Source organism: Winogradskya humida, from assembly GCF_016862215.1.
In the GTDB taxonomy this organism is placed as follows: Bacteria; Actinomycetota; Actinomycetes; order Mycobacteriales; family Micromonosporaceae; genus Actinoplanes; species Actinoplanes humidus.
The window spans coordinates 163,104-176,625 of the sequence record NZ_BOMN01000041.1 but is presented as its reverse complement, the minus strand read 5'-3'; the positions used below and the strand labels follow the sequence as shown (position 1 = coordinate 176,625).

At 68.0% G+C, this 13,522-nt stretch carries 13 protein-coding genes; 11 read left to right on the top strand and 2 right to left on the bottom strand.

Annotated elements, in window-relative coordinates:
* Window positions 1-95: 95 nt before the first annotated feature.
* Complete coding sequence (locus Ahu01nite_RS18105; RefSeq protein WP_275411758.1) at window positions 96-1,643, top strand: GAF domain-containing protein; 1,548 nt, start codon at window positions 96-98, stop codon at window positions 1,641-1,643.
* Here Ahu01nite_RS18105 and Ahu01nite_RS18100 read toward each other — a convergent pair.
* Together Ahu01nite_RS18100 and Ahu01nite_RS18095 are read right to left on the bottom strand one after the other, a co-directional pair.
* Window positions 1,640-2,407 carry an alpha/beta hydrolase gene (locus tag Ahu01nite_RS18100; RefSeq protein WP_203837710.1) on the bottom strand — a complete coding sequence of 256 codons (768 nt, stop codon included), beginning with the start codon at window positions 2,405-2,407 and terminating at the stop codon, window positions 1,640-1,642. The genes Ahu01nite_RS18105 and Ahu01nite_RS18100 overlap by 4 nt on opposite strands.
* Window positions 2,408-2,410: 3 nt before the next feature.
* A complete protein-coding gene (locus Ahu01nite_RS18095; RefSeq protein WP_203837709.1) occupies window positions 2,411-2,650 on the bottom strand; it encodes a hypothetical protein in 240 nt (79 codons plus the stop codon).
* A gap of 59 nt (window positions 2,651-2,709) precedes the next feature.
* Here Ahu01nite_RS18095 and Ahu01nite_RS18090 point away from each other — a divergent pair, with 59 nt between their 5' ends.
* The 10 genes from Ahu01nite_RS18090 to Ahu01nite_RS18045 all read left to right on the top strand — a co-directional run bounded on the left by Ahu01nite_RS18090 (window position 2,710) and on the right by Ahu01nite_RS18045 (window position 13,508).
* Window positions 2,710-3,033, top strand: a complete 324-nt coding sequence (locus tag Ahu01nite_RS18090) for a hypothetical protein (protein WP_239158929.1) — start codon at window positions 2,710-2,712, stop codon at window positions 3,031-3,033.
* Window positions 3,034-3,037: 4 nt separating this feature from the next.
* The gene (locus Ahu01nite_RS51825) at window positions 3,038-3,280 is read left to right on the top strand and encodes a nucleotidyl transferase AbiEii/AbiGii toxin family protein (RefSeq protein WP_203837708.1); all 243 of its coding nucleotides are present in this window, start codon (window positions 3,038-3,040) and stop codon (window positions 3,278-3,280) included.
* Window positions 3,273-3,737: a hypothetical protein gene (locus Ahu01nite_RS18080; protein WP_203837707.1), complete on the top strand. Its 465-nt coding sequence runs from the start codon at window positions 3,273-3,275 to the stop codon at window positions 3,735-3,737. Before Ahu01nite_RS51825 ends, Ahu01nite_RS18080 begins: the two co-directional genes overlap by 8 nt.
* Window positions 3,738-3,882: 145 nt before the next feature.
* Complete coding sequence (locus Ahu01nite_RS18075; RefSeq protein WP_203837706.1) at window positions 3,883-4,530, top strand: hypothetical protein; 648 nt, start codon at window positions 3,883-3,885, stop codon at window positions 4,528-4,530.
* A 1,470-nt stretch (window positions 4,531-6,000) separates the two neighbouring features.
* Complete coding sequence (locus tag Ahu01nite_RS50425; RefSeq protein WP_239158928.1) at window positions 6,001-6,543, top strand: TolB family protein; 543 nt, start codon at window positions 6,001-6,003, stop codon at window positions 6,541-6,543.
* Window positions 6,544-6,563: 20 nt separating this feature from the next.
* Window positions 6,564-7,250, top strand: coding sequence for a tRNA (guanosine(46)-N7)-methyltransferase TrmB (gene trmB, locus Ahu01nite_RS18065; protein WP_203837705.1), 687 nt, complete (start codon window positions 6,564-6,566; stop codon window positions 7,248-7,250).
* Window positions 7,251-7,335: 85 nt separating this feature from the next.
* The gene (locus Ahu01nite_RS18060; protein ID WP_203837704.1) at window positions 7,336-9,546 is read left to right on the top strand and encodes an ATP-binding protein; all 2,211 of its coding nucleotides are present in this window, start codon (window positions 7,336-7,338) and stop codon (window positions 9,544-9,546) included.
* A gap of 55 nt (window positions 9,547-9,601) precedes the next feature.
* Window positions 9,602-10,246, top strand: a complete 645-nt coding sequence (locus tag Ahu01nite_RS18055; RefSeq protein ID WP_203837703.1) for a hypothetical protein — start codon at window positions 9,602-9,604, stop codon at window positions 10,244-10,246.
* Window positions 10,247-10,476: 230 nt separating this feature from the next.
* Window positions 10,477-10,911, top strand: coding sequence for a hypothetical protein (locus tag Ahu01nite_RS18050; RefSeq protein WP_203837702.1), 435 nt, complete (start codon window positions 10,477-10,479; stop codon window positions 10,909-10,911).
* Window positions 10,912-11,702: 791 nt separating this feature from the next.
* Entirely contained in the window at window positions 11,703-13,508 is a 1,806-nt protein-coding gene (locus Ahu01nite_RS18045) for a gamma-glutamyltransferase family protein (protein ID WP_203837701.1), read from the top strand.
* The last annotated feature ends 14 nt before the right edge of the window (window positions 13,509-13,522 follow it).

Below are 13,522 nucleotides of genomic sequence, written 5' to 3'. Positions count from 1 at the left end.
GGTAGCGCCCGGGTTCTGGCATTCCGCCGTCCGCAACGTCCTTCCTGTCCGATGATGTGGGAACGCGAACGCGTTTCGAGTGACAGGAGTTCGTGGTGGTCTCATTCCGGTCGCGGTCGGCCGCAAGCAAGGTCGATCAGTCGCGCGCCATTCCGCGCGACGTGGAGAGCCTCGAAAAGCTGATCATGGATCTCGGCGCGGCCGAGGACGAGCAGGCCGCCTGGCAGATCACGGTCGACAGCACGGTCAGCTCGCACAACTTCAGCTACGGCGCGGTCTGGCTGCCCACCGGCAACGGTCAGATGACCGTGACGTACGAGACCGGCACGCTGATCCGCGAGATGCAGAACGTCATCCAGGGCAAGCCGGTGCCGGCCGACGCGGGACTGGTCGGCCGCGCGGTCCGCACCAAGCAGTCGGTCTACGTCGACGACATGACCCGGTGCGAGGACTGCCAGCGCTGCCAGGCCGCCTCGAAACACGGCATGCACGCCGCCATCATCAGCCCCGTGCTGCGCGACAACAAGATCATCGCGGTCCTCGAGTACTACTCCGCCGAGCCGCTCTACATCGACGGCCCCCGCAGCGAGAAATGGGCCTCGATCGCCCGGATCGCCGAGCAGGCCCGGTTCACCGCCCTCGCCTCCGCCGAGCTGCGCCAGGTCGCCGACGACCGGCTCGCCGTGACGAACGTGGTCACCGCGCTCGGCGAGGCCTCCGACTCCAGCGCGACACTGCGGATCGCCCTCGAGGCGGTACGCACGGCGTTCGGCTGGGCCTACGGATCGTTCTGGGAGATCGACGACGACGACAACGTCCTGAAGTTCAAGGTCGAGTCGGGCTCCGCCGGTGACGAGTTCCGCAAGGTCACCCTCGCCGCGACGTTTGCGGAGGGCGTCGGGCTTTCTGGACGTGCGTGGCGGGCGAAGGACCTGGTGTTCGTACGCGACATCGGCGAGCTCACGGACTGCGTACGCGCACCCGCCGCGCAGCGGGCCGGCGTACGCTCCGGCGTCTGTTTCCCGATCCTCAGCCACGGCAAGATCATCGGCACGATGGACTTCTTCACCACCAACTTCATCGAGCTCTCGGACTCCCGCGCCTCCGCACTGCGCAACGTGCAGCAACTCGTCTCGCAGCGGCTCGACATCGTCCGCGGCAACGAGATCTCGTCGGCCAACTCCCGCGACCTGCTCGACACCGTCTCCCGCCTGCGCGCGGCCAGCGACGACGCCACCCGGGTCGCCCAGGACGCCGTCGCCCGCGCCTCCGACATGACCCAGGAGGTCGAGGCCCTGGGCCAGGCCTCCACCGCGATCGGCGACGTCATCAAAATCATCTCGTCGATCGCCGACCAGACCAACCTGCTCGCCCTGAACGCCACCATCGAGGCCGCCCGGGCGGGCGAGGTCGGCCGGGGCTTCGCCGTCGTCGCCGGCGAGGTCAAGGACCTGGCACGGGAGACCGCCGAGGCCACCCAGCGCGTCGCCGAACAGATCACCGGCATTCAGAACAGCGCGCGTACGGTCTCCGCGGGCATCCTCACCACCAGCGACACGATCGGCCAGATGGACGCCGTGCAGGCGCGCATGAACGACGTCCTGGAGGAGCAGGCCAAGATGGCCTCGGCGCTGCAGTTTTAGGCCTTGATCGGCAGCCGGTCAAGGACGTGCTGGATCTGGGCGTCCCAGTAGCCCCACTCGTGCTCACCGGGCCCGAACTCGGCGTCGATCTCGACACCGCTGCTCCGCGCCGCCTCGACGAACCGCTCGTTGTGGGCAAGCAGGTGATCCTCGGTCCCGCACCGCAGCATCAATCGCGGCAGGTCTTTCGGCGCGCCCTTGACCAGGTCCAGCAAGTCGTCCCCCTCACCCGGCCTGCCACCGAAAACCCGTTCCATCAGTACGGTGATGTGCGCGCGCTTGTCATGCTCATACATGTACGCCGTATCGAGCGCCCCCGACAGGCTGGCCGCCGCCGCAAAGCGCTCGGGCTGCCGCAGCGCCCACTTGAACGCGCCGTACCCACCCATCGAGAGCCCCGCCACGAACGTGTCCTCCCGCGCCGTCGACACGTTGAAAAAGCCCTTCACCACGGCGGGCAGCTCCTCCGACAGGAACGTCCAGAACTTCATGCCGTGCCGCTCGTCGGCGTAGAAACTGCGATGCACCTGCGGCATGACCACGGCGAGCCCCTTGGCGGCTGCGTACCGCTCAATGCCGGTGTATCGCGTCCAGGCAGTGTCGTCGTCGGTGAGCCCGTGCAGCAGGTAGAGCAGTGGCGGCGCGGCGTCACCCGCGTGCCCTGCCAGGCCGATCTGGCTGCGGGCCTGCCCCGGGAGCAGCACGGTCATGGAGGTGCTCACCTCGAGCACCTCGGAGAAGAAGTCACATCGGATCAAAGCCATGAATCACCCTTTCAGATCGGCGTTCCACCAGCCGGGCCTGGTCTCGGCCCAGGCGATCTCCCGCTCCACGCCCCACACCTCGGCGAGGATCTCGCGAAACTCCCGCTCGGCCTCCTCGAACGGCGCATCGGGCGGGGTGCCGTCCAGCCCGCCGCAGGCCATCCCACCCGGCCCGGCCACCGTGGTCCGCCACCGCTCCGGAGTCCGATACAGGATCAGAAAGTGGACATCCTCGGCCTTCACACCCCCATCATCCCGGCCGGCGGTTCCCGGTCCGCCTCCGGCCGGTGGATAATGCCCGGGTGAGCATCAACCAGACGCTGGCCAGGACCGGGCAGATGGCGGGCCGAATCCCGGCCTGGGAAGAGTTCACCGGCCCGGCGGCCGGAGTTGTCGCGTTGCCCAATCGGTTGTCCTGGTCGGGCCGGTCCTCGTTCGATGTGAGTGACCAGCACGAACGACTGACCCTGTACACGACGCTGCTCGGCGAAGGTCGGCGCGAGGACCTCGCCCGGTGGATGCATACCCAGCATCTTGTAGCCGACTGGCCCAGCATCCGGCGTCTGACGGCGCGAAATCTGATCAGCGTCTGGGAGTCGCGCCTTCCGGCCCTTGCCGCGGCCTGACCAGGTGGACCGACTACATGAGCAGCTGGCCCGGATCGCCTTCAACGCCGGCGATGAGCTCGGCCTGGTCCTCGCCGGCGGCTACGCCATCAGCGCACACCGGCTCACCGAACGCCCGTCACGCGACTTGGACCTGGCCACCGCGTCCCCATTACCGCTCGGCGCTATCACCGGTCGGCTCGCTGACGTGTATTGGGCCGAAGGGCTTCACCGTCTTTGTTGTGGAATCGTCGCCACTGATGGCTAGGCTCGAGGTCACCACCGGCGGCGAGATGTGTGAGGTGGATCTGCTGAAGGAAGCCATCGGACCCCCGGTCCTGCTGGACATCGGTCCAGTGCTTGCCCTCGATGACGCCGTCGGCTTGAAGGTCGGGGCGCTGCACGACCGGGCCATGCACCGGGACTTCATCGACGTCTACGCCGCTCACGTCCGCGGCGGGTATTCCCTCAGAGATCTGGAACGCCTCGGCGCCGCGCACCTACCGGAATTCTCCCTGGTTGACCTCATGGACCGTCTTGGCGCGGCCGAGCTGCGCGCCGATGCCCGGTTCTTCGACTACGGCCTGTCCGAGACCGAGTTGCACGAGCTCCGGATGTGGGCAGCCGGTTGTTTGGACGACCTCCGGGAGAGGACTGCGGGCGAGAACGCAGCACCCGGTTCCCACGAGACCGGCCCCGACTGGGACAAGTATCTCGAAGGGTGATTCCGGTCCCGGACCGTCGTCCACCACGGCATGCAGCATTCGCGAGAACGCGACACCTAGTTGATCACCACACGCCTGGGGAATGTCGTACCCGTCGATTAGAATGTGTGTACTAAAAGGGCTACTGACCTGCGGGGAGATCATCGTGACAACGCCCGTTTTGTCCACCCTTCCGCCGTACGCAACGATGTTGGGCTTCACCCGCTATGTCGCCCGCACCGGGCCGGCCAAGGCGACGTTCGTCGGTGGCCTGCGCCGCCAGCGCGAGCGCCGCACCGGCTTCAACCCGCACAGCCAGCTCGTCAAGGCTCTCAAGGCGGACATCGCCTTCCGCACCGGCGGCACCTACCTCAACGGCGTGACCGACCTCGTCAAGCCCCGCTGGAAGCCGCTCTACGAAGCGGTGAGCACCGGCGCCCTGACCTACCTCCACTCCCTCGGCGACCCCGCCGACGTCGGCCTCGCCCAGACCCGCGAAGCCCTGGCCTCCGTCGGCCCCCTGGCCGTAAAGATCAACCCCCACTTCGGCCTCAGGTACGCCGACAACCGCCGCGAAGCCGTCCGCCTCCACTTCGACGAAGAACCCCCCACCCCCGAGGTCATCACCGCCACCCTCCACCTCATGACCCGCCACATGGACCAGATCCTCCCCAACGCGGAGCCGGTCCTCATCGACATCCGCCGAGCCCAGATCCACCGCCCCGCCCCCGCCACCAAGACCGCCGACGTCGAACGCTGGCTGGCCGGCGAAGCAGCCGCCTTCACCAGCATGTGGGGCACCGGCGCCGCCTGACCGATCTCCTCACCCACCCTCCCCGGCCCGGCACGGGAGCCTTCCCCCTCCCACCCGGACCGCAAAGCGACGCGCCGTCCCCCGGCCCGCCGCGGGTGGGTGAGGCCGGGCCGGCGCCACGTCAGGCCCGCCCGGGCCGAACAAGCGCCGCGTCAGGCCAGGCCGGGCCGAACAAGCGCCGCGTCAGGCCCGCCCAGGCCGAACAGGCGCCGCGTCGGGCCAGGCCGGGCCGAACGAGCGCCGCGTCGGGTCAGGTCGCGTAGGACCAGGCCGTAAGCCTGCGCAGCTAGGTAGGCGGCGGGGAGGAAGGGGATGACTCGGCGCGGCGTCACCGCCATGGCGTCGCGCCGACCTCGCGGCGTGCCCTCATCAGGACGCCCACTTGGTGGCCGATCGGGATGAGTGCCTGGTGAGGCGGCACGGGATGGGCCGCGAGCTCGTCGCCCCTGTCCTGGCGAACATGCTGCTCACCGGTCACCTGGTGCGGGAGCCGAGCGGTCATGTACCGCCGGATCCGCGATCATCAGCGGCCGGCGGCCCCATCCCGGCTCGGCTTCCGGCCGACGATGCCTGGTCGTTGCCGGTTTCGGGTTGGGAGGGAGGCGCAAGGCCCAGAGCGCTGACCGTGGGGCCCTTCCACCACGACCCGGCTGATCATTGCGGACACGAGGGCCGCCACAGCCTCACAACCGCGCGACACTAAGCAACCGCGCGACCTATGCAACCCCTTGACCCCATGCAACCGCGCGACCCCATGCAACCGCGCAACCCCATGCAACCGCGCGACCGAGGCCTTGCCCCGGCCCATGCCATTCCCGCGATCCAGGCCTCCGCGTCAGCTCGGGGTCAGCCGTTCGGTGTCGTTCGGGTGGGGGACGGCAGTGGCTGAAAGGTGGGGATCGGTTTTGGTTTCGGTCGGGGAAGTTCTTAGGTGCGGGCTGGTTGCGACGATGTCTGCGATGTAAGCGGGTACGGCGTCGGGGGGCGTGGGGAATGCGGGTTTGTCGGTTGGTCGCGGTCGTGGTGGCGGGGGTTGCCGGGGCTGGGGTTGGTGCGGTCGGATTCGGTGGGGTGGGAGCCGCCGCAGTGTCCGGAGCTGGGACAACGGCTGCTGGGACAACGGCTGTGGGTGGGGACAGCCGGGTGGCCGGCCTCAAGACGCTGGTTGCTTACGTTCGGGACGGGAGCGTTTACGTCAGTAAGGGGAAGGGCGAGGTCAAGGTGGCCGGCGGGCGGGGGTGGTCACGGCCCCGGTGGTCTCCTGACGGGGATTTGATCGCTGCGCTGAAGGGGTCTCAGTTGTGGACCATGAAGGCTGATGGGACGGGGAAGCGGCACGTGACCACTCGGGCTGCTTCGGGGCCCAGTTGGGCGCCTGATGGGAGGGCGATCGCGTTTTCGTCGGTTTCGTGTTCCGGTGGGCCTGGGGTTTATGCGATCTCGGCCACTGAGGCTGACGCGGTTCCTGAGGTGCTGTTTCCCAGTTACTGCCGGGATGAGGAATTACCGCCGGAGCCTGTGGTCACCGCCGCCGAGGCCAAGGGTTCGGTCAAGGAGCGGCTGCGGGGTGATGACGCTGTCGCCTGGTCGCCCGACGGGAGCAAGGTCGCTTTTCGGGGCGGGGACTGCGAATCGGTGTACGACTCCTGCCTCACCGTGGGGGATGTTGCCTCCGGTGGGGAGAGGACCGTTGCGGCGTACGGCGGTGGGGGGTTGCAGAATTCCGGGTTTGCTGTGGTGCCCAGTTGGCGTGGTGATGGGAGGCGGCTGGCTTGGACGGCGTACGAGCGGGGGAATCGGCCGCTGCATGTGGTCGAGTACGACACGGTGAGCGGGGTTCGGCGGGATGTCGGGGTGACGCAGGATCGGGAGTTCGCCTATCTGGATGAGTCGCGCGGTGTTGTCACCGGGAGTTTCAAGGGCGGGTCCTGGGTGATGATCGTGGACCTCGACGGGGGTGGCCGGGTCGCATTCCACCGCGGATCGCAGCCGAGCGTGCAGCCCGGGAAGTAGGCACTATCGTTGGCGGTCTGATGAGTGAGACGACCGCTGAACGGCATATCCGGACCTTTCATCCACGGCGGGGGCGGATGGGGAATCGGCATGCTGATGCGTTTGCCGAGTTGTGGCCCACGCTGGGGATCACGATCGAGGACGGGGATCGGACTCCGATCGAGTTTGCGGAGTTGTTCGGGAGGCGGGCTCCGGGCGTACTCGAGATTGGTTTCGGGATGGGTGAGGGGACCGCGTTGATGGCGGCGGCCGATCCCGGGCGGGATTATCTTGGGGTTGAGGTGCATACGCCGGGGATCGGGAATCTGCTGGCCCTGGTCGGGGAGCAGGGGCTGACGAATGTGCGGGTGGCGCATGGTGACGCCATCGAGTTGGTGCGCCGGATCGCGCCGGGCAGTCTCGACTCCGTTCATTCCTTCTTTCCCGATCCGTGGCCGAAGGCGCGTCATCACAAGCGGCGGCTCATTCAGCCCGCCTATGTCGCTCTGCTGCGGGAACGGCTACGGCCGGGTGGCACGCTGCATTGCGCGACGGATTGGGCGCATTACGCCGAGGCGATGGCGGAGACCTTGGACGCCGACCCCGGCCTGGAGAACACCTTCGACGGGTACGCTCCCCGCCCGCAGCATCGGCCGGTCACGAAGTTCGAGCAGCGTGGCGTACAAGCGGGACGTGAGATTTTTGATCTTGTCTATCGGCGGCGCTGAAGCCCTGCGCAGCGACCCGCACGACTAGGAGATTTGCCTGTTTTATCGCTTTCGTACCCGTAGGCTGGGACGCGGAGGTCGGAGCATGCCACGAAGCGATCTTGACCTCGAGCGCATCTCGTCCCGCGAAAGCGCCGAGGCACGCACCAGCGCCGACGAACGCGGCACCGGCGACGAACGCGGCACCGGCGCACAAGAGCCTGGGCACGACGCGCACAAGCCGGAGCACAGCGCGAAGCTGCATCGCGGCGTTCTGACCAGCGGCGCGGCGGATCACCTCGCGGCCCTGCTCGCCCGCTCCGTCCAGGCCCGCTGCGGCCTCGTACATTTTGTCGAGGGTGACCGCCTGCGGCTCTACGGCGAGTACGGCCTGGAGACCCCGCGCGAGGTCATCGCCGACATCCCGATCGCGAACAGCCTCTCCGGCCTGGTCGTCACGCTCGGCCGCGAAGTGGTCATCGACGATCTCGCCGCCGACCCGCACGGCTCGGTGATGCTGCCGAAGGGTGCGAGCCGTCGCCCCGGTGCGTTCCTGGGCCGCCCTATCCTGGACGACCAGGGCACCATCCTCGGTGTGTGCTGCGCCTTCGAGGCCGGTCCCCGCCGATGGAGCGCCGAGGACCTGGCCGCCGTCGAGGAGGCAGCCCAGGTCGGGACGCTGCTCATCACCGAGCAGCTGGCGCGTTACGAGGTGGACCGGCAGCGGCGGTTCCTCGACGCGGTGCTCGACAGCCTGCACGACGGGGTCACCGCCTGCGATGCGGACGGCAAGATTGTGCTGGTCAACCGGCGGATGCACAAGCTGTGGGGCGACGCCAGGGTGCCGCAGAACCTCGGCGAGAACGCCACCGTGGCGGGGCTCACGGATGCGCTCGGTGAGCCGCTCGGGCATGACGACATCACGCTGCTGCGGGCGTTGCGCGGCGAGAAGCTGCGCGGGGACGAGCTGATCGTGCATGGCCGGGGACGGCCCGCACGCCACTACATCGTCGACGCCCAGCCGATCATCGGGCCCGATGGACGTACGCTCGGAGCAGTCCAGGCCGTGCAGGACGTCACCCGCCGCAAGCGTGCAGAACGGTTCCGCACCTGCGAGCTCAACGTGATCACCGCGCTGGCCGACGCGCCCGGCATCGAGGCGGCGGGCCCCCGCGTGCTGGAGGCCATCGTCCGCACCCTGGGCTGGACGCACGCCGAGTTGTGGCTGGTAGACGATTCGGCGTCCAAGGGCGCCGAGACCGCGGTGATCCGGTCGGCGGCGCAGTGGAGCGCCCCGGGCTGGGAGGCCGAGATCGAGGTGCCGGCCGAGCTTCCGTACGGTGTGGGCCTCGCCGGCCGCGCCTGGCAGGCCGGGAAACCGCTGTGGATCCGCGACGTCGGCAGCCCGCAGAGCCTGATCTCCCCCGAGACCGCCGCCGAGTCCCAGCTGCACGCCGCGCTGGCCATCCCGGTGCGGCACGGCCTGGAAGCGTTCGGCGTGCTCACCGTCTTCGCGGGCAGCGCCGAGAACGCCGACGACGAACTGGTCGCGCTGATGTCGGGGATCGTCGCGCACATCGGCCAGTTCGTCGAGCGCCGGCTCGTCGAGGACCTGCAACGGCAGCTGACCCGCACCAAGAACGAGTATCTGGCCTTGATCGGGCACGAGCTGCGTACGCCCCTGACCTCGATCGGCGCCTACACGGAGCTGTTGCGCGAGGCGGACGCCCGCACGCTGGCCGAGGACGGCCCGGCCATGCTCGAGGTGATCGACCGCAACACCACCCAGCTGCGGCACATCATCACCGAGCTGCTCGAGCTCTCCGCGCTCGACACGGGCCACGCCAACGTGCACCTCACCCCCTTGGACCTGGCCGAGGTGGTGCAAGAAGCAGTTGACCGTACGCGGGAAGCTGTCGCAGGAGAGCCGCTGACGATCGCCACCGACCTCCCCACCGAGCTGATCCTCCCCGGCGACCGCAAACGACTGCGCCAGGTCGTCGACAACCTGCTCGGCAACGCGGTCAAGTACAGCCCCGACGGCGGCCGCATCACGGTCACCCTCCGTGTGACAGGCCGCTGCGCGGAACTGGCGGTCTCCGACACCGGTATCGGCGTCTCGCCCGACGAGCGGGACAAAATGTTCACCGGCCTCTACCGTACGAGCCGAGCCCGCGACCGAGCGATCCCCGGCAGCGGCCTGGGCCTGACCCTGAGCCGCGCGGTAGTCCAACGCCACCACGGCACCGTCGAACTCGTCCCGCACGAGGGCCCCGGCACAACAGTCCTGGTCAAACTCCCCCTGGACGCCCGCTAAGAACCACCCGAACACCCGCTGTCCCGCACCCGCCCCCGTAGTTGATCATCAACAGGTGTCCCCCGGCCAGCTCATCACCCTCGCTGCCCTGGGCGCCTTCCACGGCCTCAACCCGGCGATGGGCTGGCTCTTCGCAGTCGCCCGCGGCATCCAGGATTCCAGCCGTACGCGCATGCTGACCGCCCTGCTCCCCATCGCCGCCGGCCACCTCGCCTCGGTAGCCATCGTCGCGGCAGTGGTCTCGGCAACGGCCTCGGTCGTCGCAGCCAACGTGATCGCGATCGCGGGCGGCGTACTCCTGGTGACCTTCGGCCTGTGGCAGTTACTCTCCACCCGCCACTTCCGCTGGACCGGCATGCGCCTCTCAGCCGGCCAACTCGCCGGCTGGTCCTTCCTGATGTCCTCGGCCCACGGAGCCGGCCTCATGCTCCTCCCGGTCCTGCTCACCGTCCCGATGGTCACGACCGGCAACCACATGTCCCACACGCCCGACGCCTCACCAGGCGGCGGAGCGCTCACCGGCCTCCTCGCGGCAGGCGTCCACACGGCGTCAATGCTCGCGGTCATGGCAGCCTGCGCCCTAACGGTCCACCACTTCGTCGGCCGCCCCGTAGCCACCCGCCCCTGGTTCACCATCGACCGCCTCTGGGCAGCAGTCCTCGTCACAGCCGGCGCCCTCACCATCGCCGTCGCGGTCTGACAGTCGAATGCGGCAACCTCCTCGCCATCACGCACGATCGCCCGGCATCGAGCACAACGAGGGTTGTTCAGGACCTACCTTGAGCGCCAGATGGACGACCTGATCTCACCCGTCCTGAACAATCCTCCCTGTGTCATAACGCACCCGCCCAGCAATCATCGCCGTCCCGGAACCCACCCACCACTGAATTCCGGCTACCCAATTACTCGCCATCTGCTATTCGCATTCCTGTGATCTACATCAACCCGGCAATGGCACACTCACCCCTTCCGATCATGCCGTTGTCCGAGAAGTATCAAGGAGTGCAATACACGCAGCTGGAAATTTTTACGCCAGTCGAATTGTCTTGGCTACGCGACCCCACCAAGCGCCGAAATTACTCCGCGGCAACCGAAGTGTTCCGGCGTGAACACCGGGTCCGGCGCGCTTTCGGTAAAGCCCTGGGTCATACCGCCCGCCTGCGACGCGACTCCCCCGAAGCGCGGACACCGGACGGCAAAGTCATGTGGATCGAGGCGGCACGTGCCTTGTTCAGTGCGGCGAACACCACGCAGGCCTGCGCCGACGCCGCGTACGAACGTGACCGCAGGCGCGCCGCGGGTGAACTGTTCGACTGGACCCGTTTCACCAACCGCTGGCAGGTGAAGCACGCCGCCGTCTGCTGACGCACGCCGCCGTCTGCTGACCCGCCGGCACCGGGCCTTCTTCAGGCAAACCGCCGATGACGCCGCGCATCCACCCAAGACTCTGCTCGAAGACCGGGCCCCTCAGGCGAAGCGACGCCGGCGACCCGCCCCGATGACGCCACGACAAAGCCCGCATCGATGCCGTCCGAGGCCCTTCTTTGCCGCGATCCGCGGGCCGAGCAGCCTCACGACGAGGCGAGCGGCTGGCGCCCGGACATGCCGACGCGAGGGGGTCACCTTGAGGCTTATTCAGCAAGGGCCCGGCAATCCACGGTAGAGCCAGGAAGGAGAAGGCGGCTCGCCCGTCGGTAGGATAGAGTTACCACACAACATCTTACGAAAAACATTGTCTCTGCCGGGCTGTGGTCATCACCCCGGCATATTTACGACGCAATCGCGTCCAAGCAGAACTCGCCGAAGCATACGGTGTTTTGCAGTCGACGATCTCTCGTGCCGTTTCCGGGACCACTCCGCTTCTTTACGCGGTGCTTTCCGAGTTCGTCCCGACCGCCGACGACCTCGACCGGGAAACCCGATACATCGTAGACGCCCCCTGCCCCTTTCTTATTCATGCCGCCAGGGGGCACTCCGCCGTGCAATCGATACGGGCGCTGATGCAGCGCGGGCGCCCGACTGGGCCACAGACTCAGAGAGACCTCGGAGCGATCGAACCAGTCCACACCAGATTCGCGACAGCTAGGCATAGGTCAAGTTTGCACACATGCATCACGTCGATGGCAACCCGGCCGGGGCGGTCTAGTCTCGCTTCGATGCGGGAGAACTTGAAATTCGTTGAGCCGGCCGGGGATCTGGGGCGGCCGTTGTTGCAGGGGTCGTTCGGGATGGCGGCTACCACTCACTGGGTGGCGACCGGGGTGGCGCAGGCGGTGCTTGAGCGGGGTGGGAACGCGTTTGATGCGGCGGTGGCGGCGGGGTTTGTCATGCATGTGGTTGAGCCGCATCTGAATGGTGCCGGCGGGGACATGGTGGCGATGGTGGCGCCGGTCGGGGCGGATGTTGCCGTTGTTGCCGGGCAGGGGGCGGCGCCGCGGCGGGCGACCGTTGAGCATTACGTCGGGGTGGGGCTTTCGGCTGTTCCTGGGTCGGGGGCGCTGGCTGCGGCGGTGCCGGGGGCTGTTGAGGCTTGGTTGTGGATGTTGCGGGAGCACGGGAGCTGGGATGTCGCCGATGTGCTCGCGTACGCGATCCACTATGCCGAGGTGGGTCAGCCTCTTGGGCCGGCGGCGGCGCGGACCATCGCGACGATGGCGGATCACTTTCGGGAGCATTGGCCGAGTTCCGCTGCGACGTGGCTGGTTGACGGTGAGGTTCCGGCGGCCGGGCAGGTGGTGAGGCTTCCCGGGTATGCGCGGACGCTGCGGCGGCTGGTTGAGGCGGCCGGCGACGCTACGAGTCGGACTGCGCGGATTGACGATGTGCTGCGGGAGTGGAAGACCGGGTTTGTGGCGGACGAGGCTGCTGCGTTTGCGGGGCGGGTTCATCGGCACTCCGACGGCGGGGACTATGCCGGGGTTGTTGAAGCGGCGGACTTTGCGGGCTTCCGGGTCGTGGCTGAGGAGCCCGTGGAGATCGAGTTCCGGGGGCATGTCATTGCCAAGGCGTCGTTCTGGGCGCAGGGGCCGGTTCTGCTTCAGGCGTTGGCGATTCTGGACACGTTCGGTGATGCCGAGCTTGATCCGTCGACGGAGATCGGGGTGCACAACGTCGTCGAGGCGCTCAAGCTCGCGATGGCCGATCGGGATGCCTATTACGGCGATGCCGCGGACAACCACGAACTGCTACGGCAACTTCTCACCCCTGAGTACGCCAGGTCTCGCGCCGCGCTCATCACCGGCGAGGCGTCGGGGGTGTGGCGGCCCGGCACGATCCGGGGCGTCGAGCCATACCGTGTGCCACTTCGGAGCACCGGCGACCGGGAGGAGAGCGCGGGCACGGGTGAGCCCACCGTACGGCCGACCGGTGTGACCAAAGGGGACACCTCGCACATCGACGTGGTCGACCGGCACGGCAACATGGTGTCGGCGACCCCGTCGGGTGGCTGGTTGCAGTCGAATCCGACGATCCCGGAGCTGGGGTTCTGTCTCGGGACACGGTTGCAGATGACCTGGCTGGACCCGGCGAGCCCGTCCGCGCTGAAACCCGGCAGACGCCCCCGCACCACGTTGTCGCCGACGGTCCTGAGCAGGAACGGCGTGGCTGTCTCCGCGCTCGGGTCGCCCGGTGGTGATCAGCAGGATCAGTGGCAGCTGGTCTATCTGCTGCGCACGCTCGTGGGTGGATACAACCCGCAGGAGGCGATCGAGGCGCCGATGTTCCACACCACGGCCGTCGCCCAGTCGTTCTGGCCGCGGCACTGGACGCCGACGGGTGTGGTCGTCGAGGACCGTCTGGGCAGCGACGTGATCGAAGGTCTATGCCGGCGTGGGCATGACGTCACGGTTGCCGGGCCATGGAGCCTTGGCAGGTTGTCCGCCGTCCTGCGCGATCCGGGGACCGGGCTGCTCTCCGCGGCGGCGAACCCCCGCGGAATGCAGGGTTACGCCGCCGGCCGGTAGACCCGAGCGGAGCC

Coding starts and splice junctions, on each gene's coding strand:
- Ahu01nite_RS18100 (WP_203837710.1), bottom strand. CDS start 2,407: ATGGCTTTGATCCGATGTGACTTCTTCTCCGAGGTGCTCGAGGTGAGC.
- Ahu01nite_RS18080 (WP_203837707.1), top strand. CDS start 3,273: ATGGCTAGGCTCGAGGTCACCACCGGCGGCGAGATGTGTGAGGTGGAT.
- trmB (WP_203837705.1), top strand. CDS start 6,564: ATGAGTGAGACGACCGCTGAACGGCATATCCGGACCTTTCATCCACGG.
- Ahu01nite_RS18060 (WP_203837704.1), top strand. CDS start 7,336: ATGCCACGAAGCGATCTTGACCTCGAGCGCATCTCGTCCCGCGAAAGC.
- Ahu01nite_RS18045 (WP_203837701.1), top strand. CDS start 11,703: ATGCGGGAGAACTTGAAATTCGTTGAGCCGGCCGGGGATCTGGGGCGG.